Genomic DNA, 23,700 nt, shown 5'->3' on the forward strand with positions numbered 1-23,700 from the left:
AGCCATGATGCCTGCCGCCCACGGCATCACCGATGCCGCTGCGCGACGACTGGATTACTGCTGACGCCCGAGTGGCTTGGGCGCGGACAGCGACTGGTCGAAGTTCTTCGGCGCGGTGAACGCGGGCGGTGGCGGCTGCGCCGGAGCGGTGGCCGGCGACGACGGCTGCGGAGCGTCGGAGGTATCCAGGTAGGCCTCGATCAGCAGCTTGCCCTTGGGCGTCGCCAGCTCGGTGCTGTTCTGGGTGCCGAGGAAGGACGGAATCGTCACCGAGGCGAGCTGCTTCTGGTTGTTGCCGCCGGCCGGCTCGTAGACCTGCAGGTCGAGCATGGCCTGGCCAGCGACGCCCTGCAGCGGGATCACGCGCGCGTAGGCGCGCAGTCCGGACGGGGTGACCGGCACTTCGACGCGATCGCCGAGCCGCAAGGGGCTCAGCGGCACCTCGTACTTCTGGCCTTCGAGGTCGAGCGCGACCTGCAGCTGGTAGCCAGCCTGCGCCCGGGCCGCGCCTGCGACGGCCATCAGCGCCACGGCGAGGCCGACTCGGCGAAGGAAAGCTGGGATAATGCGCGGCGCGTTCGCTTCAATCCTCATGTCGACTCCGATCGACTGGCGATGCGGCGCGGTTTAGCATTCCGGCCCCGCGCCAGCAAGCGGCGGCCCCATCGAAACACAGGCGACAGGATTCTTCCCTTGGGCATCAAATGCGGCATCGTCGGGCTTCCGAACGTCGGCAAGTCCACCCTCTTCAACGCGCTCACCAACGCTCAGAACGCGGCGGCCGAGAACTATCCGTTCTGCACCATCGACCCGAACGTCGGCGTCGTGCCGGTGCCGGACAAGCGCCTCGACGCGCTCGCCGAGATCGTCAAGCCGAACAAGATCATCGGCGCGCAGGTGGAGTTCGTCGACATCGCCGGTCTGGTCGCCGGCGCCTCCAAGGGTGAAGGCCTGGGCAACCAGTTCCTCTCGCATATCCGCGAGACCGACGCCATCGCCCACGTCACGCGCTGCTTCGCCAACGACGACATCATCCACGTCGCCGGCAGCGTCGACCCGATTCGCGACATCGGCATCATCAACACCGAGCTCGCGCTGGCCGATCTTGACAGCGTCACGCGCGCGATCGACCGCGCGGCCAAGGTCGCCAAGACCGGCGACAAGGTGGCCCAGGCGCGTCTCGAAGTGCTGAAGCTCTGCCAGGCTCAGCTCGACCAGGCGCTGCCGGTTCGCGCTTTGGGACTCGATGCCGACCAGAAGGCGACGATCCGCGACCTCATGCTGATCACCGCCAAGCCGCTGCTTTACATCGCCAACGTCGACGAAGCCGGCCTGTCGGTCGAGAACGAGCACCTGAAGGCCGTGCGCGCCCTCGCCGCCCAGGAACACGCCGAGGTGGTGCCGGTCTGCGCGGCCATCGAAGCCGAAATCGGCCAGCTCGACGAGGCCGACAAGGCCGAGTTTCTCAAGGACCTGGGCCTCGAAGAGCCCGGCCTGAACCGCGTGATCCGCGCGGCCTACAGCCTGCTCGGCCTGCAGACCTATTTCACGGCCGGCGTGCAGGAAGTACGCGCCTGGACCGTCAAGGTCGGCGCCACCGCCCCGCAGGCGGCCGGCGTGATCCACACCGATTTCGAGAAGGGCTTCATCCGCGCCGAGACCATCGGCTACAACGACTTCATCCAGTACAAGGGTGAGGCCGGGGCCAAGGAAGCCGGCAAGTGGCGCCTGGAAGGCAAGGACTACATCGTCAAGGAAGGCGACGTGCTGCATTTCCGCTTCAACGTGTGATCAACGTCTGATGCGGGGGTCTTTACGCGGCTTGCCGCGTACACACATAGGATGTACATTCGGCCCAAGCTCGTTTCGGACCGAATGTACATGGGCACCATCACCAAGATTTTCCGCAACGGCAATTCCCAAGCCGTACGGATTCCGGCTCAACTCGCCTTCGAGAGCACCGACGAAGTTGAGATCGAACGTGTCGGCGATGAACTGCGCATTCGGCCGCTGCGACAGAGCCTGAAAGACGCCGCCGACCGTTTCGCCGGCTTTTCGCCGGGCTTCATGTCGGAAGGGCGCGGCGATCAGGAGCAGTCGGAACGCGAGGCCTTCTGATGGCGCTCTACATGCTCGATACCAATATCTGCATCTACCTGATGAAGCGCCAGCCGATCGAGGTCGCGCAACGCTTCGAGCGCTTGCGCGTTGGCGATGTGGTGATATCGGCGATCACCTATGCCGAGCTCGAATACGGCGTCACGCTGAGCAGCGATCAGGCACGTGACCGCAAGGCTCTACAGCGTTTGATCGAGCTCATCGCAGTAGCGCCGTTCGACGCCGCCGCCGGAGCGGCCTACGGCCCGATCCGCCTGGCGACTCGCGAGCGCAAGCGCGATGCGCTCGACAAGCTGATCGCCGCGCAGGCGATCGCGATGGACGTTACGCTCGTGACCAACAACGAACGTGATTTCGCGCCCTACCCGGGACTGAAAATCGAGAACTGGATCGCCGCCGGCAGCGCGTAAAACCGGGCGAGCCGCAAAATTTCAGCGATGCAGATGCATCGGCTAGCCGATGCCGAGCTGCTCGCGCTCGTAGGCCGCGCCCTGCACGGCGTCGTACTGGCCTTCCCACTTGGCGATCACGAGCGCGGCGAGCGCGTTGCCGACCACGTTGAGCGCGGTGCGGGCCATGTCGAGGATGCGGTCGACGCCGGCGATGAAGGCCAGGCCTTCGAGCGGAATGCCGACGCTGCCAAGCGTGGCGAGCAGCACCACGAGCGAGGCGCCCGGCACGCCGGCGATGCCCTTGCTCGTCACCATCAGCGTGAGGATCAGCACGAGCTGCTGGGTCAGGCTCAGGTCGATACCGTAGAGCTGCGCGAGGAAGATCGCGGCGATGCTCTGGTACAGCGTGGAGCCGTCGAGGTTGAACGAATAGCCCGTCGGAATCACGAAGCTCGAAAGCCCCTTCGGCACGCCATAGGCTTCCATCTTCTCCATCAGCCGCGGCAGCACCGCCTCGGAACTCGCCGTCGAATACGCGAGCACGAGTTCGTCCTTGAGCAGGCGCATGATCCTGAGGATGCTGAAACCGCACCAGCGCGCGATCAGGCCAAGCACGCCGAATGCGAAGAACAGCACCGCGACGTAGATCAGCACCACGAGCTTGGCGAGCGGCAGCAGCGAAGCAAAGCCGAAGTTGGCGACGGTCACCGTGATCAGCGCGAATACGCCGATCGGCGCGTAGCGCATGACCATGTTGGTGACCACGAACATGGTCTCGGCCACGCTCTTGAACATCTGCACGAGCGGGTCGCGGTGATGCGCCGGCAGCGACGACAGCCCGAGGCCGAACAGCACCGAGAAGAAGATGATCGGCAGGATTTCGCCGGCCGCGAGTGCGGCGAACACGTTCGACGGAATCACTTCGAGGATCGTCGCCATGAGTCCGTGCGGCTTCTTCTGCACGGCCTCGGTGGTCGCCTCGTACGAGGAGATGTCGGTGGTACTGAGCTGATTCATGTCGATGCCCGCGCCGGGCTGCGCGAGATTGGCGAACAGCACGCCGACGACGATGGCGACCGTGGTCACGACCTCGAAGTAGATCAGCGTCTTGGCGCCGATCTTGCCGAGCTTCTTGGCGTCGCCGACGCCGGCGATGCCGACCACCAGCGAGGACAGCACGATCGGCAGCACGATCATCTTGATCAGCTTAATGAAGATCTGCCCGGCCGGCGCGAGCACGTTGCCGATCGCCCAGCTGCGCGTCTCGCCGCCGAAGTTGTGCAGCAGGGCGCCGACCACGATGCCGAGTGCGAGCGCGATGAGGATTTGCCAGGCCAGGCCGATACGACGCATAGAAATAGTCAGCTCTTATGGGCCGCGCCGAAGCCGTCTGGCGCAAAACTGGCCACAATTTGTATGAAGGTCGAAGCCTAGGCAGCGCCTGCTGCCAGGGCCAATGAATAGACGCCCCGCGGGTATAACCCCGGGTTATGCGCGGAATCCTTGCAGGCTTATGCCATTGATTTCAATGCCGAGTCCATCCTTGGACCAGGCAAGCGCGCGCGAGCACTCGCGGCGCGGAGTCGGCACCGCCTGCCGTCTACGATGCGCCGTGCACGGATTCGGGCTCGGGGTCTGGCTCTCCGCCCGGCACCGGCGCATCGAAATCGGGCTTGCTGCGCAGCGTTCCGCTGCGCAGCTGGTACAGATACGTCAGCACCGTCGCCACCGCCTGGTACAGATCGCCCGGAATCTCGCGATCGAGTTCCACGCTGCGATACAGGGCGCGCGCGAGCGGCGGCGCCGACACCAGCGGCACCTTGCTCTGCATCGCGAGCTCGCGAATCGCGGCCGCGATCACGCCGCTGCCCTTCGCCACCACGATCGGCGCGCGCATCTTGCCCGCGGCGTAGCGGATCGCGACCGCGTAGTGCGTCGGATTGGTGATGACCACGTCGGCGCTCGGCACCTTGTCCATCATGCGCCGGCTCGCGAGCTGATGCTGCAGCTGGCGGATGCGCGCCTTCACCTCGGGCTTGCCGTCCGACTCCTTCATTTCCTCGCGCACCTCCTGCTTGGTCATGCGCAATTCCTTCTGGTGCTTCCACCACTGGTAAGGCGCATCGACGAAGGCCACGAGCAACAAGCCCGCGCTCATCCAGACCAGCGCCCACAGCGCCAGGCCCAGCGCCTCGCGGATGCTCGTCGCAAGATCGAGCGTGGAGAGCGCCATCAGCGGCTCGTGATGCGTCCAGACGTAGAGCGCCCCGATCGCCCCGAGCACGCAGAACTTGAGCAGGCTCTTGCCGAGTTCGACGAGCGCGTTCGACGAGAACATGCGCGCGAGGCCGGATAGCGGATTGATGCGCGAGAACTGCGGCGAGAACGCCTGGCTGCTGAAGTTCCAGCCGCCGAGCAAGGCAGGCCCGGCGATCGCCGCGACGAGTCCGGCGATCATGATCGGCGCGACCGCTACGAGCGCTTCGAACAGGCGATGGAACATCAGCGCGATCTGCGCGTCCGAATCGCCGATCAGGCCCGGTTCGAGCACGAGACTCTGGCGCATCATCGCCAGGCCCTTGCCCGCGAGGCTGTGGCCGCTCGCCATCACGCCGATCAGCGACGCACCGACGACCAGGCCCGTCGACAGCTCGCGCGAGCGCGCGACCTGGCCTTTCTTGCGTGCATCGCGCTTGCGCTTGGGTGTGGCTTGTTCGGTTTTCTGTTGTGAACTCTCGGACATCTCAGCCGCCCTGCCCGCTGATCAGCGCGATCGTCGTCCAGGCCTGCTGCAACTGCTGCGTGAAGACCTGCCGCAGGCTCGGCAGATCGACGTGCAGCAGGACCAGCCCCACCGCGAGCGCGAGCGGAAAACCGACCGACATGCCGTTGAGCGTCGGCGCCGAGCGGCTCATCACGCCGAAAGCCAGGTTCACGAGCAGCAAGGCCGCGAGCATCGGCAGCGCGAGCCGCATCGCGCCCGAAAACATCGTGATGCCGAGCTCGGCCATCGACTTGAACTGTGAGGCCTGTAGCACCGCGCCCGCATCGGGCACCGCCTTGAAGCTGCCGACGAGCAGTTCGATGAGCTGCAAATGCCCGCCGAGCGCGATGAACAGCAAGGCGGCCATCAGATGCAGGAACTGCCCGACGACCGGAACGTCGGTGCCGCGCAGCGGATCGGCCATGCGCGCGAAACCCAGGCCCATGCTGTTGCCGATCAGCTCGCCGCCGAGCACCACCGCTTCGAACACGAGCTTGAGCACGAAGCCCATCATGACGCCAAGCAGGACCTCGGTGAGCATGCGCAGCCACCAGTCGGCCGAGAACGCTCGCAACGGCGGCTGTTCGGGCATCAGCGGCATCACGATCAAGGTCAGCGCGAGCGCAAGCATGAGCCGTACGCGCGCCGGCGCCGAGCGATCGCCGAGCACCGGTGCGCTCGTGAGCACGCCACCGATGCGCGCGAGCGGAAACAGTCCGGCCTGCAACCAGACCTGCAGCTGTGCGTCGCTGATCTCCATCGCAATCGGGGTCTAGTGGATGACCGACGGAATCGATTCGATTAGCCGCCGAGTGAACTCGACGACCATGCGCAGCATCCATGGGCCCGTGAACATGAGTACCGCGGACATCGCGACGACTTTCGGAATGAAGCTCAGCGTGGCTTCGTTGATCTGCGTCGCGGCCTGGAAAATGCCGACGAGCAGACCGACCGCGAGCGCCGTCAGCAACAGCGGAGCGCCGATCATGAAGGCCAGCTGCAGCGCCTGCTGGCCTTGCGTCATCACGTCTTCGGGCGTCATCGCACGAAACTCTGCGCGAGCGAACCCATGACCAGGCTCCAGCCGTCGACGAGCACGAACAGCATGAGCTTGAACGGCAGCGAGATGAGCATCGGCGAGAGCATCATCATGCCCATGCTCATGAGCACGCTCGAGACGACCAGGTCGATGATCACGAACGGAATGAACAGCATGAAACCGATCTGGAACGCGGTCGACAGCTCGCTGGTCATGAAGGCCGGTGCGAGCACGCGAAACGGGACGTCCTCGGGCTTCTCGTAATTTTCGAGGCCGGCGATGCGCGTGAAAGTCAGCAGATCGTTCTCGCGCGTCTGCGAGAGCATGAAGCCGCGCAGCGGCGTCACACCGGTCTGCAGCGCGGTTTCGAACGACATCTGGCCGTCGAGATACGGCTTGGCGGCCTGCGAGTAGATGGCGTCGAGCGTCGGGCTCATGACGAACAGCGTCAGGAACAGGGAGAGGCCGATCAGCACCGGATTCGACGGCGTGTTGCCCGTGCCCATCGCCTGACGCAACAGGCCGAGCACGACGATGATGCGCGTGAACGCGCTCATCATGAGCAGCGCGGCCGGCAGCAGCGTGATGCCGGTCAGCAGGATCAGCGTCTGAATGCTCAGACTGTATTCGGAACCGCCGCCGGAGGAGGGCGTGACGGTGACGGCGGGGAGGCCGGCGGCCTGACCTGCGAGGGGGAGCAGTGCAACCGATCCGACCGCAAGCGTCACAACAGCACGCATGATCCTGCTGTTCCCCTCTCCCGCTTGCGGGAGAGGGTGGTCCGAAGAACCGGGAGAGGGGAAGTCCGAAGAATGAGCGCCCTCGTTCGCGCTGACCCTCTCTCCCCTCGCTATCGCGAGGGACTCTCTCCCGCCAGCGGGAGAGAGGACAAACAACGACTCACTTTTCTTCACTGTCCTTCCCTGCCCAAAGCCTTCTTGAGCAGCTCGCCGAAATTCGGCGCCTGCATGCTCTGCTGCGTCGTCGACGATTCGAGCACCGGCGCCTCGTCGAACACATGCAGCGCGTTGACACGGCCCTGTGCGACACCGATCAGCAGATGCTTGCCGCCCGCCTCGATCCACAGCACGCGCTCGCGCGCACCGACCGACAGCCCCGCATGCACCTGAAGTCCGGCGGCCGACTTCGGCCGCAAGCCCTGCACTCGCCGCAGCCCCCAGGCCAGCGCGAAGATCGCGCCGACCACCACGAGCAGGCCGAGCATCGATTGCAGCATTCCGCCGATCGCCACGCTGCTCGCTCGCTCAGCGCAGCTTGCGAATGCGTTCGGTCGGGCTCACCACGTCGGTGAGCCGCACGCCGAAGCGATCGTTGATAACCACGACTTCGCCGTGCGCGATCAGCGTGCCGTTGACGTAGATGTCGAGCGGCTCGCCGGCTGCGCGCTCGAGTTCGATCACCGAACCCGGGTTGAGCTGCAGCAGATTGCGGATCGGCACGCGGGCACGGCCCACTTCCATCGACAAGGTCACCGAGACATCGAGAATGACGTCGAGATTCTGCTCGCCCGAAGCGGCCATGCCGTCGGACTGCAGGTTCTGGAAGCTGGCGCGCGGCAAATCCTGTGCGGTGCCGGCACTGGAGTTCGGTACGGAATTCACGGGCGGGTTCCTGTGGGGGCAAGCGGAGTGGGTGTTGGCGTTGCGGTGAGCGGTGCCGGGCGGCGAATGACGTCGGTGATGCGAACGGCGTTGCGGCCATGCGAGATGCCGAACTCGCCGCGAAACACCGGCATGTCCTCGACGTAGAGATCGACGGTCTTCGGCATCTGGATCGGCAGCACGTCGCCGGCCTTCAGGTTCATGAGCTGACGCAGGCTGATCGTGGTGCTCGCAAGCTGGCTTTCGATGCCGACTTCGGTGTCCTTGATCTGCGCCTCGAGCGCCTGCGTCCAGCGCTCGTCGCGCTCGGCGCGGTCGGATTGCAGGCCGGCGTCGAGCTGATCGCGGATCGGCTCGATCATCGAGTACGGAATCGTCACGTGCAGGTGGCCCGAGCCGCCTTCGAGATCGATCTTGAAGCGTGACACCACGACGATGTCCGACGGGCTCACGATGTTGGCGAAGTGCGGATTGACTTCGGATTGCAGGAATTCGAAATCGAGATCGAGCACCGGCGCCCAGGCTTCGCGCAAGTCGGTGAAGACCTGACGCAGCAGCATCTGGATCACGCGGTTCTCGCTCGGAGTGAACTCGCGGCCTTCGATCTTGATCGCGCTGCGTCCGTCGCCGCCGAAGAAGTTGTCGACCACGGTGAAGACGAGTTTGGGCTCGAAGATGAACAGCGCGGTGCCGCGCAGCGGCTTCACGCGCACGACGTTGAGGCTGGTCGGCACGTAGAGGCTGTGCGTGTACTCCGCGAACTTCGCCATCTCGAGACCGACGACGGTCAGCTCGGGCGTGCGGCGCAGCAGGTTGAACAGCGAAATGCGGAACAGCCGCGCGAAGCGCTCGTTGATCATCTCGAGCGTCGGCAGGCGACCGCGCACGATGCGATCCTGCGTGGTGAAGTCGTAGCTGCGCGCTTCACCGGGTGCGGCCGGTGGCGGCGTGGTGTCGACCGCGCCGGAGTCGACGCCGTGCAGCAGCGCGTCGATTTCGTCTTGCGAGAGCAGTTCGCGGGAGCTCATGACAGCGTCACTGCATCACGAAGTTGGTGAAGTACAGCGCCTCGATGCGAGGCTTGCCGGTTTCTTCCTTGAGCACGGCCTGCACGGCGGCGAGTGCATCTTTCTGCAGCCTCTCCTTGCCCTCGCGCGTGACGATGTCTTCGAACTGCTGCTGCGTGAACAGCAGCATCAGCGTGTTGCGAATGCGCGGCATGTGCAGCGTCGCCGCTTCGATCGCAGCGCCGCTGCGCGCCATCAGCTCGATGTCGACCTGCAGATAGCGCATCGTGACGTTGTCGTTCAGATTGACGACGATCGCGGGCGTAAGCGGCAGGTATTGGGCGGCGCCTTCGGCCGGGCCGCTCTTGCCGTGCTCATCGTCGTGGCCGGACGATTCATGTTCTTCGGCGGCGGCATGCTCGCCCTCGCCTTCTTCCGCATGCGTGGCCGGCTTGGACTTGGACTGCGTCATGAACCAGACGCCACCGCCCGCAGCACCCGCGGCGATCACCGCGCAGAGCAACATCGGCAGTAAGCCGCCTTTCTTGGCGGGAGCTGCCGGGGTGGCAGGAGTTGTTGCGGCGCTGGCCATGCGCGAGTCCTCGGGGCGGATGATGAGACGGGCCATCGAGGCAAGCGCTGTGCCCGCCGTTTCACGCAAGGCTTACGCGAGAGATCGGCGCTTCAGTCGGCAAATTGACGGTGCGGACCGCAATATCGGGCGTCGGAAATGCGTCACCGCAAAGCGTCGTCAAACGCGCGTCAGCGAAGCGACGCGGTGGCGGCGGAAAGTGGATTTACGCAAACTGATCGAGCAAGCCGAGCGGACGCCGCGCGATCGACAATCTTTCAAGGGGCTCGCCCTCATCGGGCGTGGCTATGGTCGGCGTCGCCGGCTTCCATTGACCGGACTGCTGATGGCCGAAGCCACCGCTGAGTTCGAAGCGCGGAGCCGCGCCGCTCACCACCGTGGTCGACAGCAGTTCGCGCAGCTGCGTCAGGGACGCCTCGATCGCCTGGCGCGCCTGCGGCGTCTCGCAATCGAACTTCACGGTCGCGCGGCCGTCCTGCGTGAGATCGACGCGAATCTGCAGGCTGCCCCACTCGGCTGGATGCAGCGAAATCGTGGCCTGTTGCGGCCCGTCCTTGCGCGCAGCGTCGGCGAGCCAGGTGATCCGTTCGTCGAGCGATTCGGCGAAGCGCTCGGCATGTGCCGCATCGAGCGGCGTCGGCATGCTCGCAGCGGTGCTGGCATTGGAGGCCGGTGGCGGCATCGTCTGCTGGATTTGGGGGGCTTGGGTCAATGCCGCGATGTCGAGCGTGCTCGTGGTGGAAGCGTCGTTCGCGTCCGTGACTGCGGCAAGTTGTTCTGCCAGATCCTGTTCGAGCAGCTCCGTGAGGACGCCCGCTCCGCCGCTGGCGACGGCGATCGGTGCACTCGCGGCGTTCGGCGCTTCGGCGCTCGTCTCGAGCGCAGCGTCGGCATTCGCCAGGGTTTGGATCAGCAGCGACAGGCCGGGCAATAAAGGCATCGGAGACTCATCGTCGTCGGACACAGCTTCGCTCGATTCCTCTAGGTGCTTGGGCGACTCGCCGCTGTCTGCGCCCACGAGCGGTGCGTCACCGGCCATCAACAGCTGCAGCAACTGCTCGCCGAAATTGCCGCCGGCCATGCCCGCATCGCCGGGCTTGATCGCCTGCGCAATCGCAGCCGGCGCGACCGCGGCCGTCATAGCGGCGGACAGGTTCACGTCGCCGAGCCGGTGGCCGGGCCGCGCAAGGCCAGCTCGTCGAGATCGCGCTGCGTGCGCTGCTCGTCGCGGTGGCGTTCGTGCTCGCGCGAACGCTCGGCCAGATGATCGTAGACCTGGGTCTGGCGATGACTCGCGAGCCAGCGCTGGCGCTGCTGCTCGACGAGTCGCCTCGATTGCTCGATCGCCCGGCGCTGCTGGGCGATCGCCTCGTTGAGCTTGAGCCGGAAGGCCTCGCGGTTCAGCAGCAGCTCGACGCTCGTGATGCCGCCGGCCGGCTCGCGATAGTTCTCGAGCTCGCGCAGCTGATTCTCGCGCTGGGCGAGCTGGCGCCGCGCTTCGGCCAGGGCTTCGGCAGCCGCGTCTTCGCGTTGTTCGCTGAGCTGCTGGATCGGTTGCAGACGCTTGGCGCTGAGCATGCGGAGTTCCCTGATGAATGCATTCAACCGTTGAACAGAGCGGCGAGCGCGCTGCGGCTCGCCTCGAAATTCGAGCCTTCGCTGACATCCTGGCGCAGGAAGGCTTCGATCTTCGGCCAGAGGGCGAGCGCCTCGTCGACGCGCGGATCGGCTCCACGCTGGTACGCGCCGATCGCGATCAGATCGCGATTGCGCTGATACGTCGACACCAGCGCGCGAAAGCGGCGTGCGAGCTGCTGGTGCTCGACCGGAACGATCGAATGCATCACGCGCGAGATCGACGCTTCGACGTCGATCGCCGGAAAGATGCCGGATTCGGCGATCTGCCGCGACAGCAGGATGTGACCGTCGAGCACACCGCGCGCGGTGTCTGCGATCGGATCGTTCGGATCGTCGCCCTCGGTCAGCACCGTGTAGATCGCGGTGATCGAACCGCCGCCCTGCATGCCGTTGCCGGCGCGCTCGACGATGCGCGGAATCAGCGCGAACACGCTCGGCGGATAGCCGCGCGTGGTCGGTGGCTCGCCAATGGCAAGGCCGATCTCGCGCTGCGCCTGCGCGACGCGCGTGAGCGAATCCATCAGCAGCAGCACGTTCTGTCCGCGGTCGCGAAAGCTTTCGGCGATCGAGGTGGCGAGCCAGGCGCCGCGCAGGCGTTGCATCGGAGAGCGATCGGCCGGCGTGGCGATGACGATCGCGCGCTTGCGGCCCTCTTCGCCGAGACTGTGATCGATGAAGTCACGCACTTCGCGGCCACGCTCGCCGACCAGGCCGACGACGATGACGTCCGCATTGGTGAAGCGCGTCATCATGCCGAGCAAGGTCGACTTGCCGACGCCAGTGCCCGCGAACAGGCCGAGACGCTGGCCGCGGCCGACCGTGAGCAGCGAATTGATCGCGCGTACGCCGGTGTCGAGCGGCTCGGCGATCGGCTCGCGCGCGAGCGGATTGATCGGCGCCGCCGAGATGCTCGCGCGGTCGCAGTTCAGACGGCCGAGATCGTCGAGCGGACGACCTTCGCCGTCGAGCACGCGGCCGAGCAAGCCCGGACCGACCGGCACCGTCGGCGCCCTGGCCTGCGGCACTACACGCGCATTCGCTTGCACGCCGCGCAGATCGCCGATCGGCATGAGGTAGGTGCGCTCGCCCGAAAAGCCGACGACCTCGGCTTCGACCGCGCCGCCGTCCGCGTTGAGCACATTGACGCGCGAACCGAGCCGCGCCTGGCAACCGACGGCTTCGAGCGTCAAGCCGGTGACGCGCTTGAGCTGGCCTTCGATGACGACGGTCTGCGCCTCGCCGACACGCGCACGCGCACCGCGCAAGGCCGAGAGCAGATGACGGTCCCGCGAGGTTCTGAACGCATTCGCAGCAAAGCCCGGCGTGTTCATTCGCCGTCACCGAGCAAGGCGCGCGCCACGCCCGACTGGCGCGTGTCGAGCAAGGCATCGACCTGCGCGCTGTCGGTGAGCAGGCGGCAGTCGCCGCGCTGCAACTGCTTGTCCGGCACGATGCGCCAGATCGAAACGTCCGCGGGCGCCGGCAAGTGCTCCGCGAGCAAGGCCGCATCGGCCGGATGCAGGTGCACACGCGCCTCGCGCGGAGGCTGCGCGAGCGAGGCGATGGCCTGATGCACGGTGTTCGCCGTCAGCGTGGGGTCGAGCTGCAACTGCTCGTCTACGAGACGCCGCGCCACTTCGATCGTCAGCGCCACGAGCGTGCGTTCGACTTCGGCATCGAGATCGGCGAGCGGACGCGATAGGTGTTCGATCAGGTCGCGCAGGCGCTGCGCTTCCTCGCGCACGGCGGCGATGCCGCTCGCGCGACCGGCCTGCAAGCCTTCGGCATGTCCCTGCTGAAAGCCTTCCTCATGCGCGGCGCGCTCGATCGCTTCGAGCTCCTCGGCCGTCGGCATCGCGATGACCGGCTCGACGATTTCCTCGGAGCGCGTCAGCAGCGGCATTTCCCAGCGGCGGAGCTGGGCGCTGTCTTCGATGGTCAGGGTCATTTCGAAGCCTCGTGCGCCGCGCCTTTCCTCTCTCCCGATTGCGGGAGAGAGTCCCTCGCGTCAGCGAGGGGAGAGAGGGTAGGTGCGAAAAAGTGTGTGCACTTTCCGAACGCACCCTCTCCCGGCGCTACGCGCCACCCTCTCCCACAAGTGGGAGAGGGAACCGGCACGGCTGCACAAAAACTCACGGATCCGGCGGCGAGCTCAAACAAAATCATCCCCCTTCCCTCCCATCGCGAGTTCACCGGCTTCCGACAGGCGCCGCGCGATGCCGAGAATCTCCTTCTGCGCCGCTTCCACGTCGGCGAGCCGCACGGGCCCGCGCGCCGCCATGTCCTCGACGAGCATGTCCGCCGCGCGCTTGGACATGTTCTTGAGGATCTTGTCCTTGACGCGGCTGTCCGCGCCCTTGAGTGCGGTGCACAGCAGATCGCCGCCGACTTCGCGCAGCAGCGACTGAACGCCGCGATCGTCGACGTCGCCGAGGTCGTCGAATACGAACATGAGGTCCTGGATGCGCTGCGACAGGTCGTTGTCGGATTCGCCGATGCGCGAAATGATCGCGCCTTCGGTGGTCGAGTCCATGAGGTTCAGGATGTTCGCCGCCACCTTCACGCCGCCGACGCTCGACGACTTGAGGTTGTTGCCGCCCGAAAACTGCTTCTCCATGATCTCGTCGAGCTCGCGCAGCGCGGCAGGCTGGATGCCGTCGAGCCGCGCGATGCGCATGAGCACGTCGCTCTGCATGCGCTCGGGCAGCAGCGCGAGCACTTCGGCGGCCTGGTCGGAATCGAGATACGCGAGCACGATCGCGACGATCTGCGGATGCTCGTTGCGCACCACGTCGGCGACCGCGCGCGTCTCCATCCACTTGAGCGCTTCGAGCCCCTTGCTGTTGCGGCCGAGCAGGATGCGATCGATCAGGCTGCTGGCCTTGTCTTCACCGAGCGCGCCGACGAGCACGCGGCGCACGTAGTCGTCCGCACCGACACCGAGCGAGGTCTGCGAATCGAGTTCGGTGACGAAGCGCGTGACCACGTTCTCGACGCGATCACGCGTGACGTTCGACAGCGAGGCCATCGCCTGGCCGACGCGCTGCACGTCCTTGGCGCCCATGTGCTTGAGCACTTGCGCGGCCTCGGCTTCACCGAGCGACATCAGCAGGATCGCAGCGCGTTCGGGGCCGGCGATCTTCTCGGGAATGACGGCGAGCTCTGACATTTAGTTCTCTTCGTTGAGCCAGGTCTTGACGACCTGGGCGACGCGCTTGGGATCCTGATTCGCCGCGTTGCGGGCAGCCGCGATGCGGGTTTCATAATGCGGATGCGAATTCGCGATCGCCGGCATCGCGTCGACGGCCGTCGGGTGCTGGCCTGGCGTGGACGACAGTGAAAGCTGATCGGTCTGCAGCGATTCGTGCGTGAGCGCCTCGGGACCGGATGCGTCGGCGATCGCGTGCGCGGCTTCGGGCTCCTGGCCGCGCGCCGGCCCCATGACGAGCTGGCGCAGCAGCGGACGCACGATGAAGACGATGAGTCCGAGCAGGACCAGCGCGCCGATGCCCTGGCGCACGTAGTCGCGCACGTCGCTGCGCTGCCAGAGCGGCATTTCCTGCGGGGCTTCGACGGCCTGCGCGACGAACGGAGCGTTCTGCACCGTCACGCTGTCGCCGCGCGCCGCATCGAAGCCGACCGCCTGCTTGACGAGCGCTTCGACCTTGGCGAGTTCTTCGGCGCTCAATGCGGCATTGCCGATCTTGCCGTCCACGCCGACACGCGGAAGATTGTCGACGAGCACCGCCACCGAGATGCGGCGCAGGCGCCCGAGCGCCTGGCGCGTATGGCTCAGCGTGCGGTCGAGCTCGTAGTTGCGCGTTTCCGAGCGCGTGCTCTGGGTCGGCGGCGTGGCCGTCGTGCTGCCCGCTGAGCTCGCGTTCTGTGCGGCATTCGGTGCGGCCGGCGCAGGCGGCGGCTGATTGCTCGTCGCGCCCGGAATGCCTTGCGCCTCGCTGCTCGAACCGTCGCGACGCATCTCTTCGTTGAGCTGCTCGCTGCGCACGACCTGGCCGTCCGGTCGGTAGCTTTCGCGCGCTTCTTCGGTGACCGAGAAATCGAAATCGGCCGCCACCTGCGCGCTCAGGCGATCGGCGCCGACCATCGGTGCGAGCAGCGATTCGATGCGCCGCACGTAGTCGGCTTCGGCACGGCGCGCGAACTGATACTGCTCGCTGCTCTCGGCGAACTCGCTCTTCTCTTCGGCGCTGCCGAGCAGGCGGCCGTACTGATCGATCACCGTCACGCTAGCCGGCGCCATGCCGTTCACGCTCGAGGCGACGATGTGCTGGATCGAATCGACCTGGTTCGCCTCGAGCTTGCGGCCCGGATGCAGCTCGACGACCACCGACGCCGATGCGCCGCCCCTGCCCTGCTGGGTGAATGCGCTCGGCTTCGGCACCGCCAGATGCACGCGCGCGCTCTTGACCGGCTGCAGGCTCGAGACCGTGCGCGCGAGTTCGGTTTCGAGCGCGAGCTGATAGCGCGCATTCTCGATGAACTGCGAAACGCCGAAGCCCTGATCCTGCTGGATCATTTCGAAGCCCGGCGCGCTGCCACCTTTCGGAAGTCCGAGCGCAGCCGTCTTCAGGCGCGCGGCATGCACCTGATCCGGCGCCACGGTGACCGCGCCCGTCGAAGCATCGAGCCGATAGTCGATCGCGGCGGCGCGCAAGGCATCGGCCAATTCGGACGAATCCTGGGCCGAAAGGCCCGGATACAGCGGCACGTACACGGGCTTCTGCGACCAATTGTAAAGCGACAGGCCGACCGCGACGGCGATCGCCACGGCCGCGAACATCGCGAGCTGACGCAGCAGCGGAACATCCTTGAGGCCCTGCATCTGCCTCAAGGTGTCCATTGCGCTTTGGGTGGTGAGTTCGGCCATGTGTGTCTCAGTTCATCGAATCGTTTCGCTGCGCTGCCGGTTCACGGCTTCGCTAGAGCGGCATGTTCATGACTTCCTGGTAAGCGCTGACGACGCGGTTGCGCACTTCGACCATCGCGCGAAACGACACCTGCGCCTTTGCCGAGGCCACCATCACGGTCGCCAGATCGGTATTCGGATCGCCGAGCTCGAAAGCACGCTGCTGCGCGCTCGCGCTGTTCTGCGCATCGGCGACGTTCTGGATGCCAGCACGCACGAGTTCCGAGAAACCATTGCCCGCATGCGTCACCTGCGCGCCCTGCGTGGCGATGTCGCCGCGCAGCGGAGGCAGGCCGGCAGGCTTCGCGCCGGCCTGCTGGCTCAGCGTTCTGATCTGCGACAACACACTGTTGATGTCGACGCTGCTCATCGCGGCAATCTCGGCGAAAACGAAAGGGCGCGGCATCAAGGCAAGCGCTGTGCCCGGCGTTTTGGCTGCGCCGCGCTCGGGCGATTCGCGCGGTGACGAATTCCCGGCGACACCGCGGCGCCGGAATGCCGGCGCGCAACGAAAAAGCCCAGGTCGGACCTGGGCTTTTTCGCATCTTCGGCCCGCGCTGCTTCCGCGTCAGGATTGCCGTGCGCGACCGACGTTTTCGTTCTGCGAGCCGTCGAGCGGATCGTCGTCCTGCAGATCGCGCGAAAGGCCGTACTTGCGCAGCTTCTCGACGAGCGTGGTGCGACGCGTGTTGAGCAGCTTGGCCGCATGCGCGACGACGCCGTCGGACTTGTCGAGCGCCTGCTTGATCAGGTCGATCTCGATCGCTTCGATGTGATCTTTCAGGTTCACGCCTTCGGGCGGCAGCTGCGAACCCGGACGCTGCATCGCAGGCGCTTCGACCGATTGCGGCAGCACCACGAAATCGTTGGAAACCGGCGCAGGCTTCGGGACCGTCGGCGGAGCCTGCACCGTCGCGGTCGCGATGCCGGCGGCCGAGCCCCGATACTGGCGCGGCAGTTCCGCGGCGCTGACCTGGCGCCCCGGATGCAGCACCGCGAGGCGTTCGAACAGGTTCGACAGCTCGCGCACGTTGCCGGGCCAGTGATAAGCGCGTAGCGCATGCACCGCGTCAGCCGTCAGCGCGGCCTGGCCGTGGCCGTTGCGCTCCATCGCCTTGGCGAGATCGTCCATCAGCATCGGCAGGTCTTCGAGACGCTCGCGCAGCGGCGGCATTTCGATCGGGAACACGTTGAGGCGGTAGTACAGGTCTTCGCGGAAGCTGCCCTTGATGATGGCGTCTTCGAGATTGCGATGCGTGGCCGCGATGATGCGCACGTTGCAGCGCTGGCTGCGCGTTCCGCCGACACGCTCGAAGGTGCGCTCCTGCAGCACGCGCAGGATCTTCACCTGCATCGGCAACGCCATGTCGCCGATCTCGTCGAGGAACAGGGTGCCGCCGTCGGCCATTTCGAAGCGGCCCTTGCGCGTGGTGATCGCGCCCGTGAACGCGCCCTTCTCGTGGCCGAACAATTCGGATTCGAGCAGCTCGGACGGAATCGCCCCGCAATTGACGGCGACGAAGGGCTGATCGCGCCGCGCGGACTGGTCGTGTACCGCCCGTGCCGCCACTTCCTTGCCGGTGCCCGACTCGCCCGTGATCATCACGGTGGAGTCGAACGGTGCCACCTGGGCGATCATCTGCCGGACGCGGCGGATCGCGGTGGAATTTCCGGTCGGCCCTGGGCGACGCGTCGCCGCCGCCTGGCGGTCCATGCGCAGCAGGCCGGCGCGGCGCAGCAGCTCGTTGAGCTGGCTGTACTTGACCGGGGTTTCGAGCGTCAGCAAGGCTGATTCGTCGAGGCCCAGGCGCTCGCGCGCCATCTCCAGATACGGCTGCAGCACCAGCACCGGCGGGTGATAGCGATCACGCCGGAGCCAGTCGACGAACTGCTCGAGCTGCTCCCATTGCGTCTCGTGGCCGAGCAGGACCGCGAGCCAGTCCTGCGGACGGTGCTCGGCCAGCGGAATCTCGGCCGCGCTGTCGACGTGGACCGCGCGGTAATCGATGAACTGCAGAATCGCCGCGTGCGCCTGGGCGCGCTCCGCGTCATGGTCGATGATGAGAACCCGGGATTCGGACATGTAGGCTCAGACGCGCTAGCCGACCACGGAACTGCGGCTGGCGAGGAACAGCGCGATCTGCTGCTCGTAGGCGTTCTTGCCGACGAAGCCGTCGGCCCCGGCCGCGGCGGCGTGCTCGCGGTGTTCGGCGTCATCGTAGTAGCTGGCGATGACGATCTGCGGCGGCTGGTGCTGGGCCTTGATGAGCCGGGTGGCCTGCAATCCGCCCATGCCGGGCATGACGAGGTCCATGATGATGAGGTCGGGGTGCAACTCCTCGGCCAGGCGGACGGCGTCGAATCCGTCATACCCGAAACCGATCACTTCCACGCCTTCCATCGGCGTCAGCAGATGCTTCGACAGTGCCAGAAAGGCCTGGTTGTCGTCGACCAACAAAGTCCTCAACCGCTTCATCGTGTGTTTCCTTGTTAGCCGCAGCAGGCCAGTACTCCCTGTACATGGCAACTTGCTCCGGACGGCTTACGCCGTTGCTCTGTGCAAAGGCAGCATACGCTCGGGGGCCGGGGGAATGCGCATTCCCTCCCGATACTTCGCCACCGTGCGACGCGCCACGTTTACGCCACGGCGCGCCAGCAGCGCCGCGACCTCCCCATCAGACAACGGACGTGAACGGTTTTCGGCATCGATGATCTTGCGAATCATCGCGCGGACCGCTGTACCTGAGGTCTCCGCCTCGCGCCCTGCTATTTGCACGGGGAAGAATGCCTTGAGTGGGTACACACCCCAAGGAGTAAGGGCGTACTTGTTGGCAACGACACGACTAACGGTTGATTCGTGCACGCCGATGGCGTTCGCGACGTCCATCAGGTTGAGCGGGGCCATGGCCTCTTCGCCGCGAACCAGGAACTCGCGCTGGCGCTCGAACACCGTGCGGGCGGTCTTGATCAGCGTCTCCTGGCGCATTTCCAGGCCGCGTACGAGCCAGCGGGCCTCGTTGAGCTGGTCGCGCAGGGCCTTGAACCGGGTGGCCGCGCCGGCCCCGCCGATCGCCTTTTCGTAGCCGCGATTGATGCGCACGCGCGGCAGCGTCTCCGGGTTCAGTTCGATGCGCCAGGCGCCCGGACGACCCGTGACGATGACCTCGGGGACCACGGCCTGGGCCGCGGCGGCTCCGCTCGCGCCGGGCTTGGGATCGAGGCTCTTGATCAGCAGCAAAGCCTGGTGGATCTGCCCGATGCGGTAGTCGAGCAGCGCGGCCAGCGCGCCCTCGGTCAGGCTGGCCAGGGCCTCCATGTGCCCGCCGACGATTTCGAGCGCGATGACCCGGCCCGGTGTCGCGACCGGCAGGGCTTCGAGCTGCAGGCGCAGGCATTCGGACAGGCTGCGTGCCGCGAAGCCGGTCGGCTCCACCGACTGCACGAGACGCAGGGCGGCCTCGGCTTCCGCGAGCGTGTAGCCCTGCGCCTGTGGCAGCCGGGCGACGATGTCTTCGAGCGATTCGCCCAGGTAGCCGCTGTCGTCGACCGCATCGATGATCGCGGCGACGAGTTCGGCCTCGCGCGCATCGGTGACCATGAGTTGCAGCTGGGCCAGCGCCTGCAGGCGCGGATCGCTCGGCGGCGCTTCGGCGACGCGGGCCGAGGCCGGTTCGCCGTCTTCCTCGGGCGGCTCCCCGCCGCTCCAGCTTTCGCTGCTCGACCAGTCGAAGTCGGCCTCGACTTCGCTGTGGGCGCCGGCGTCGGCTCCGCTGACCTCTCGCACGGGCTCGGCTTCGGCGCCGTCCACGCCGGCCGATTCTGGGGCCTCGGCGCTGGTGCCGGACGGCGACTCGAAGTCGTCGTCGAGGCTGTCGTCGACCTCCAGCAGCAGATTGGATTCGAGCGCCTGGGCGACTTCGATCTCGAGTTCCTGGGAAGTCAGCTGCAACAAGCGGATCGACTGCAGCAATTGCTGCGTCATGACCTGGCTCTGTCCTGCCTGCATCCGCAGTTGTGGCTTGGCGCTCATGGGGTCTCCTCTTTGGTTTTTTTGAAGCCGCACTGCAGCTCCTGAACCATGGTCGCCACGCAGCCCGATTCGAAGAATCGGAGTATTTCTTACGCTTTGTAAGGTATAGCCTTACATCTGAAACCTGTTGTCACAAAGCCCGGAAACGCCGTCAGTCGAGCGTTCCGGCTTCCATCTGCAGGCGGGTCGCGAAGTGGATCAAGGCATTGATATTGCTCAGATCCAGCGCCTGCATGAGGCGTAGCCGATGGGTCTCGACGGTCTTCGCCGACACCCCCAGGAGCAGCGCGATTTCCTTGGTCGACTTCCCTCGCCCGACGAGTTGCAGCACTTCGCGCTGACGCGACGAAAGAATGACGCTGTCGTGGGGGCGTCGCGACCGACGGCGTTCCAAAGCATGACGAGCGACATGTGGGCTCAGGTACGGGTTGCCGTCGACCATCGCGCGCAGGGCGATCTGCAGCTCCGCGGGCTCGGCGGACTTGCTCACGTAGCCGGCGATTCCGGCGCGCAGCGCGGCCTTCACCTGCACCGCATGCAGCTCCGCGCTGACGACCAGGATGCGCAGCTGCGGCATGTGCCGCATGAGCCGGCGCGCAGCGTCGACGCCGCTCATGCCACTCAGGGCCAGCTCGGTCACCACGACCTCGGGCTTCTGCTCGACCACTACGGCGAGCAGCTCGTCGCCGGTTGCGACCTCGGCGCAAACCCGCAGGCCCGGCCGGGCCTCGATCAGGCAGCGCAGCCCGGCGCGCACGAGCGGCTGCGGATCGGCGAGGACGATTCTCGTCGGGCTCATGGTGGAAACGGGATTCCTGATCGAACCGGATTCCGGATGATAGCGGCCGCTCGGCGCGACCGGCGCGCTCGGCGCGCTCGGCGAATGCCGGACATCCGCTACGATTCGGGTCGTTTTCGCTTCATCACAACTCGGGCATCATCCGCCAATCCTTCCGCGACGACGCCCTTTAAGCATGGACGCCGCCTCCCCTTCTGCCTGGCCCAGCGGCGACAGCGAAGCCGCCGCCCTGATTCGAGCCTTCGACTGGTCCCGGACCTCACTCGGGCCGATCGCGCTCTGGCCGCAAAGCCTGCGCACGACAGTCGAGATCGTGCTCGCCTCGCCGATCGCCATGGTGCTCATGTGCGGCCGCGATCACGTGATGATCTACAACGACGGCTACGCGCTGATCGCCGGCAAGCGCCATCCGCGCGCGCTCGGCGGCACCGTGCCGGGCATCTGGCCGGAGATCTGGGAGAGCTGGAACCGGCGCATCCTCGAAGCCGGCTTTCGCGGCGAAACGCTCACGCATACCGACCAGCATCTGCAGGTCCTGCGCAACGGCGAGCCCGAGGACGTCTGGTTCGATCTGTACTACACACCGACGCGCGATGAATCCGGCGAGGTTTTCGCGGTGCTCTGCACGGTGATCGAAACCACGGCGAAAGTGCTCGCAATCCAGCGCCAGCAGCAGAACGAGCAGCAGCTCGTGCGGCTCAACGAGGAGCTGCGTGCACAACGCGAGGCCGTCGAAGCGGCCCATCGCAAGCTCGAAGCCGAGACCGATTTCCTGCGTGACATGTTCCAGCACGCGCCGAGCTTCATCGCCGTACTGCGCGGGCCCGACCACGTGTTCGAACTCGTCAACGAGCCGTACCAGCGCCTGATCGGCGATCGCGAGGTGCTGGGCAGACCGATTCGCGAGGTGATGCCCGAAGTCGCCGAGCAGGGCTTCGTCGACCTGCTCGATCGCGTCTATCGAACCGGCGAGCCTTTCGTCGGCACCCACGTGAGCGTGCTGCTGCGCAGCCGCGACGACGAAGAATTGCGCGAGCACATTCTCGACTTCGTCTACCAGCCGATCCGCGCCAAGGACGGCCGCGTCGCCGCCATCTTCGTCGAAGGCACCGACGCCACCGAACGCGCGAGCGCGGAAGAACGCCTGCGCATCGCGCAGAAAGCCGGCGGCATCGGCGCCTTCGAATGGTTTCCGGAGACCGGCGAGGTCGTCATCTCCGACGAGTTCCGCCGCATCTGGAACCTGCCGCCCGACGCCGAAGTCAACGCCGAGTCGCTGGTCTCGCTGGTGCTGCCGGAAGATCGCGAACGCACCGGTCCCGCGCTGCTCGAAAACAAGCCGAACCCGCTCGACTACACCGAGTACCGGATTCGCGATCCGCAGACCGGCGCCATCCGCTGGCTCGCGCGTCGCGGCGAAGTGGTGCAAGGCAACGCCCGCCTGCCGCGCCGCTACGTCGGCGTCTGCTTCGACATCACCGCGCGCAAGTGCACCGAGGACGAACTGCGCGTGCTCAACGACACGCTCGAGCATCGCGTCGCCACCGAAGTGGCAGAGCGTTCCGCCGCCGAAGACGCCTTGCGCCAGGCGCAGAAGATGGAGGCCGTCGGCCAGCTCACGGGCGGCATCGCGCACGATTTCAACAATCTGCTGCAAGGCATCGTCGGCTCGCTCGACCTCGTGCAGACCTACATCACGCGCGGTCGCCTGGTCGAGGCGGATCGCTTCGTCGGCAGCGCGATGACATCGGCCAATCGTGCCGCCGCGCTCACGCATCGGCTGCTCGCCTTCGCACGGCGCCAGCCGCTCGATCCCAAGCCGGTGCACGCCAACCAGCTGATCGCCTCGATGGAAGATCTGCTGCGCCGCTCGCTCGGGGTTTCGATCGACATCGAGCTCGTGCTCGCCGGCGGCCTGTGGATGACGCGCTGCGACACCAACCAGCTCGAAAACGCGATCCTCAATCTCGCGATCAACGCACGCGACGCCATGCCGCAAGGCGGCAAGCTCACGATCGAAACCTGCAACGCGCATCTCGACAACGCTTACGCGGCGCGGCAACGAGAGGTCACGCCGGGCCAGTACGTCTGCATCTGCGTCACCGACACCGGTGAAGGCATGACGCCCGAGGTGATCTCGCGCGCCTTCGACCCGTTCTTCACGACCAAGCCGGTCGGCCAGGGCACCGGGCTGGGTTTGTCGATGATCTACGGCTTCGCGCGTCAATCCGAGGGCTACGCGAAGATCTACAGCGAAGTCGGGCAAGGCACGACGGTCAAACTCTACCTGCCGCGCTTTCACGGCGGCGGCGACGACCAGGCCGTCGGCCTCGAAGACGATCACAGCGCCGCCCACAACACGGACGAGACCATCCTGCTCGTCGAGGACGAGCGGGTCGTGCGAGCGCTCGTCGCCGAAGTGCTGCAGGAGCTCGGCTATTCGGTGCTCGAAGCCGCGGACGGAAACGCTGCGGTGAAGATTCTCGAGTCGGATCGCCGCATCGATCTGCTCGTCACCGATATCGGCCTACCCGGACTCAACGGCCGCCAGGTCGCCGACGCGGCCCGCAAGCTGCGTCCCGAACTCAAGGTCTTGTTCATGACCGGCTATGCGGAAAACGCCGCAGTGGCCTCCGGCTTTCTCGAACCCGGCATGCAGATGATCACCAAGCCGTTTCCGATCAAGACGCTGTCGTCGCGCGTCAGCGATCTGCTCGGCCGCGCGCGCAACGGGCCCGCAAAGGCCTCTCCTTAGCCGTCGCGCAGCGCGCG

At 66.1% G+C, this 23,700-nt stretch carries 25 protein-coding genes; 4 read left to right on the top strand and 21 right to left on the bottom strand.

Annotated elements, in window-relative coordinates; all coding sequences use genetic code 11:
• Positions 1–54: 54 nt before the first annotated feature.
• Positions 55–531 (bottom strand): hypothetical protein, encoded by a 477-nt coding sequence (locus tag AC3WUM_RS12115; protein WP_492410572.1) that lies wholly within the window; start codon positions 529–531, stop codon positions 55–57.
• 162 nt (positions 532–693) lie between these two features.
• On the opposite strand from AC3WUM_RS12115, the gene ychF reads away from it, so the two are divergent.
• From ychF to AC3WUM_RS12130, 3 genes are all read left to right on the top strand, one after another.
• Positions 694–1,791 carry a redox-regulated ATPase YchF gene (gene ychF, locus AC3WUM_RS12120; RefSeq protein ID WP_492410573.1) on the top strand — a complete coding sequence of 366 codons (1,098 nt, stop codon included), beginning with the start codon at positions 694–696 and terminating at the stop codon, positions 1,789–1,791.
• 90 nt (positions 1,792–1,881) lie between these two features.
• The gene (locus tag AC3WUM_RS12125; protein WP_492410574.1) at positions 1,882–2,118 is read left to right on the top strand and encodes an antitoxin; all 237 of its coding nucleotides are present in this window, start codon (positions 1,882–1,884) and stop codon (positions 2,116–2,118) included.
• Complete coding sequence (locus AC3WUM_RS12130; protein ID WP_492410575.1) at positions 2,118–2,528, top strand: type II toxin-antitoxin system VapC family toxin; 411 nt, start codon at positions 2,118–2,120, stop codon at positions 2,526–2,528. The genes AC3WUM_RS12125 and AC3WUM_RS12130 overlap by 1 nt, the downstream gene beginning before the upstream one ends.
• Before the next feature lie 42 nt (positions 2,529–2,570).
• On the opposite strand, the gene gltP is transcribed toward AC3WUM_RS12130, so the two are convergent.
• The 20 genes from gltP to AC3WUM_RS12230 form a co-directional block, all read right to left on the bottom strand.
• Positions 2,571–3,863 (bottom strand): glutamate/aspartate:proton symporter GltP, encoded by a 1,293-nt coding sequence (gene gltP, locus AC3WUM_RS12135; protein ID WP_492410576.1) that lies wholly within the window; start codon positions 3,861–3,863, stop codon positions 2,571–2,573.
• A gap of 247 nt (positions 3,864–4,110) precedes the next feature.
• Positions 4,111–5,253, bottom strand: coding sequence for a flagellar biosynthesis protein FlhB (gene flhB, locus AC3WUM_RS12140; RefSeq protein WP_492410577.1), 1,143 nt, complete (start codon positions 5,251–5,253; stop codon positions 4,111–4,113).
• Between the two features lies 1 nt (position 5,254).
• Positions 5,255–6,034, bottom strand: a complete 780-nt coding sequence (gene fliR / locus AC3WUM_RS12145) for a flagellar biosynthetic protein FliR (protein ID WP_492410578.1) — start codon at positions 6,032–6,034, stop codon at positions 5,255–5,257.
• A 12-nt stretch (positions 6,035–6,046) separates the two neighbouring features.
• On the bottom strand, positions 6,047–6,316 hold the full coding sequence (gene fliQ / locus AC3WUM_RS12150) for a flagellar biosynthesis protein FliQ (RefSeq protein WP_492410579.1): 270 nt from the start codon (positions 6,314–6,316) through the stop codon (positions 6,047–6,049).
• Positions 6,313–7,053: a flagellar type III secretion system pore protein FliP gene (gene fliP, locus AC3WUM_RS12155; protein WP_492410580.1), complete on the bottom strand. Its 741-nt coding sequence runs from the start codon at positions 7,051–7,053 to the stop codon at positions 6,313–6,315. The genes fliQ and fliP overlap by 4 nt, the downstream gene beginning before the upstream one ends.
• A gap of 170 nt (positions 7,054–7,223) precedes the next feature.
• Positions 7,224–7,565: a flagellar biosynthetic protein FliO gene (gene fliO / locus AC3WUM_RS12160; RefSeq protein ID WP_492410581.1), complete on the bottom strand. Its 342-nt coding sequence runs from the start codon at positions 7,563–7,565 to the stop codon at positions 7,224–7,226.
• A 13-nt stretch (positions 7,566–7,578) separates the two neighbouring features.
• Positions 7,579–7,854, bottom strand: coding sequence for a flagellar motor switch protein FliN (gene fliN, locus AC3WUM_RS12165; RefSeq protein WP_492410789.1), 276 nt, complete (start codon positions 7,852–7,854; stop codon positions 7,579–7,581).
• Positions 7,855–7,931: 77 nt separating this feature from the next.
• Entirely contained in the window at positions 7,932–8,963 is a 1,032-nt protein-coding gene (gene fliM / locus AC3WUM_RS12170) for a flagellar motor switch protein FliM (protein ID WP_492410582.1), read from the bottom strand.
• 7 nt (positions 8,964–8,970) lie between these two features.
• Entirely contained in the window at positions 8,971–9,570 is a 600-nt protein-coding gene (locus AC3WUM_RS12175) for a flagellar basal body-associated FliL family protein (RefSeq protein WP_492410584.1), read from the bottom strand.
• 169 nt (positions 9,571–9,739) lie between these two features.
• Positions 9,740–10,693, bottom strand: coding sequence for a flagellar hook-length control protein FliK (locus AC3WUM_RS12180; RefSeq protein ID WP_492410585.1), 954 nt, complete (start codon positions 10,691–10,693; stop codon positions 9,740–9,742).
• The gene (fliJ, locus tag AC3WUM_RS12185) at positions 10,690–11,112 is read right to left on the bottom strand and encodes a flagellar export protein FliJ (RefSeq protein WP_492410586.1); all 423 of its coding nucleotides are present in this window, start codon (positions 11,110–11,112) and stop codon (positions 10,690–10,692) included. Before fliJ ends, AC3WUM_RS12180 begins: the two co-directional genes overlap by 4 nt.
• 23 nt (positions 11,113–11,135) lie before the next feature.
• Entirely contained in the window at positions 11,136–12,503 is a 1,368-nt protein-coding gene (gene fliI, locus AC3WUM_RS12190) for a flagellar protein export ATPase FliI (RefSeq protein WP_492410587.1), read from the bottom strand.
• Positions 12,500–13,120 carry a FliH/SctL family protein gene (locus AC3WUM_RS12195; RefSeq protein ID WP_492410588.1) on the bottom strand — a complete coding sequence of 207 codons (621 nt, stop codon included), beginning with the start codon at positions 13,118–13,120 and terminating at the stop codon, positions 12,500–12,502. The genes fliI and AC3WUM_RS12195 overlap by 4 nt, the downstream gene beginning before the upstream one ends.
• Positions 13,121–13,324: 204 nt before the next feature.
• Positions 13,325–14,311 (bottom strand): flagellar motor switch protein FliG, encoded by a 987-nt coding sequence (gene fliG, locus AC3WUM_RS12200; protein ID WP_492410790.1) that lies wholly within the window; start codon positions 14,309–14,311, stop codon positions 13,325–13,327.
• A 30-nt stretch (positions 14,312–14,341) separates the two neighbouring features.
• Entirely contained in the window at positions 14,342–16,060 is a 1,719-nt protein-coding gene (gene fliF / locus AC3WUM_RS12205) for a flagellar basal-body MS-ring/collar protein FliF (RefSeq protein WP_492410590.1), read from the bottom strand.
• Positions 16,061–16,112: 52 nt separating this feature from the next.
• Positions 16,113–16,469: a flagellar hook-basal body complex protein FliE gene (gene fliE, locus AC3WUM_RS12210; RefSeq protein WP_492410591.1), complete on the bottom strand. Its 357-nt coding sequence runs from the start codon at positions 16,467–16,469 to the stop codon at positions 16,113–16,115.
• 198 nt (positions 16,470–16,667) lie between these two features.
• On the bottom strand, positions 16,668–18,182 hold the full coding sequence (locus tag AC3WUM_RS12215) for a sigma-54 dependent transcriptional regulator (protein WP_492410592.1): 1,515 nt from the start codon (positions 18,180–18,182) through the stop codon (positions 16,668–16,670).
• A gap of 15 nt (positions 18,183–18,197) precedes the next feature.
• On the bottom strand, positions 18,198–18,575 hold the full coding sequence (locus AC3WUM_RS12220; RefSeq protein WP_492410593.1) for a response regulator transcription factor: 378 nt from the start codon (positions 18,573–18,575) through the stop codon (positions 18,198–18,200).
• 66 nt (positions 18,576–18,641) lie between these two features.
• Positions 18,642–20,129, bottom strand: a complete 1,488-nt coding sequence (gene rpoN, locus AC3WUM_RS12225) for an RNA polymerase factor sigma-54 (RefSeq protein ID WP_492410594.1) — start codon at positions 20,127–20,129, stop codon at positions 18,642–18,644.
• Between the two features lie 151 nt (positions 20,130–20,280).
• Entirely contained in the window at positions 20,281–20,928 is a 648-nt protein-coding gene (locus AC3WUM_RS12230; RefSeq protein WP_492410595.1) for a response regulator, read from the bottom strand.
• Positions 20,929–21,103: 175 nt separating this feature from the next.
• Here AC3WUM_RS12230 and AC3WUM_RS12235 point away from each other — a divergent pair, with 175 nt between their 5' ends.
• Positions 21,104–23,683, top strand: a complete 2,580-nt coding sequence (locus tag AC3WUM_RS12235; RefSeq protein WP_492410596.1) for a response regulator — start codon at positions 21,104–21,106, stop codon at positions 23,681–23,683.
• The last annotated feature ends 17 nt before the right edge of the window (positions 23,684–23,700 follow it).

The organism is Hydrocarboniphaga sp. FW305-C-57, assembly GCF_058783045.1.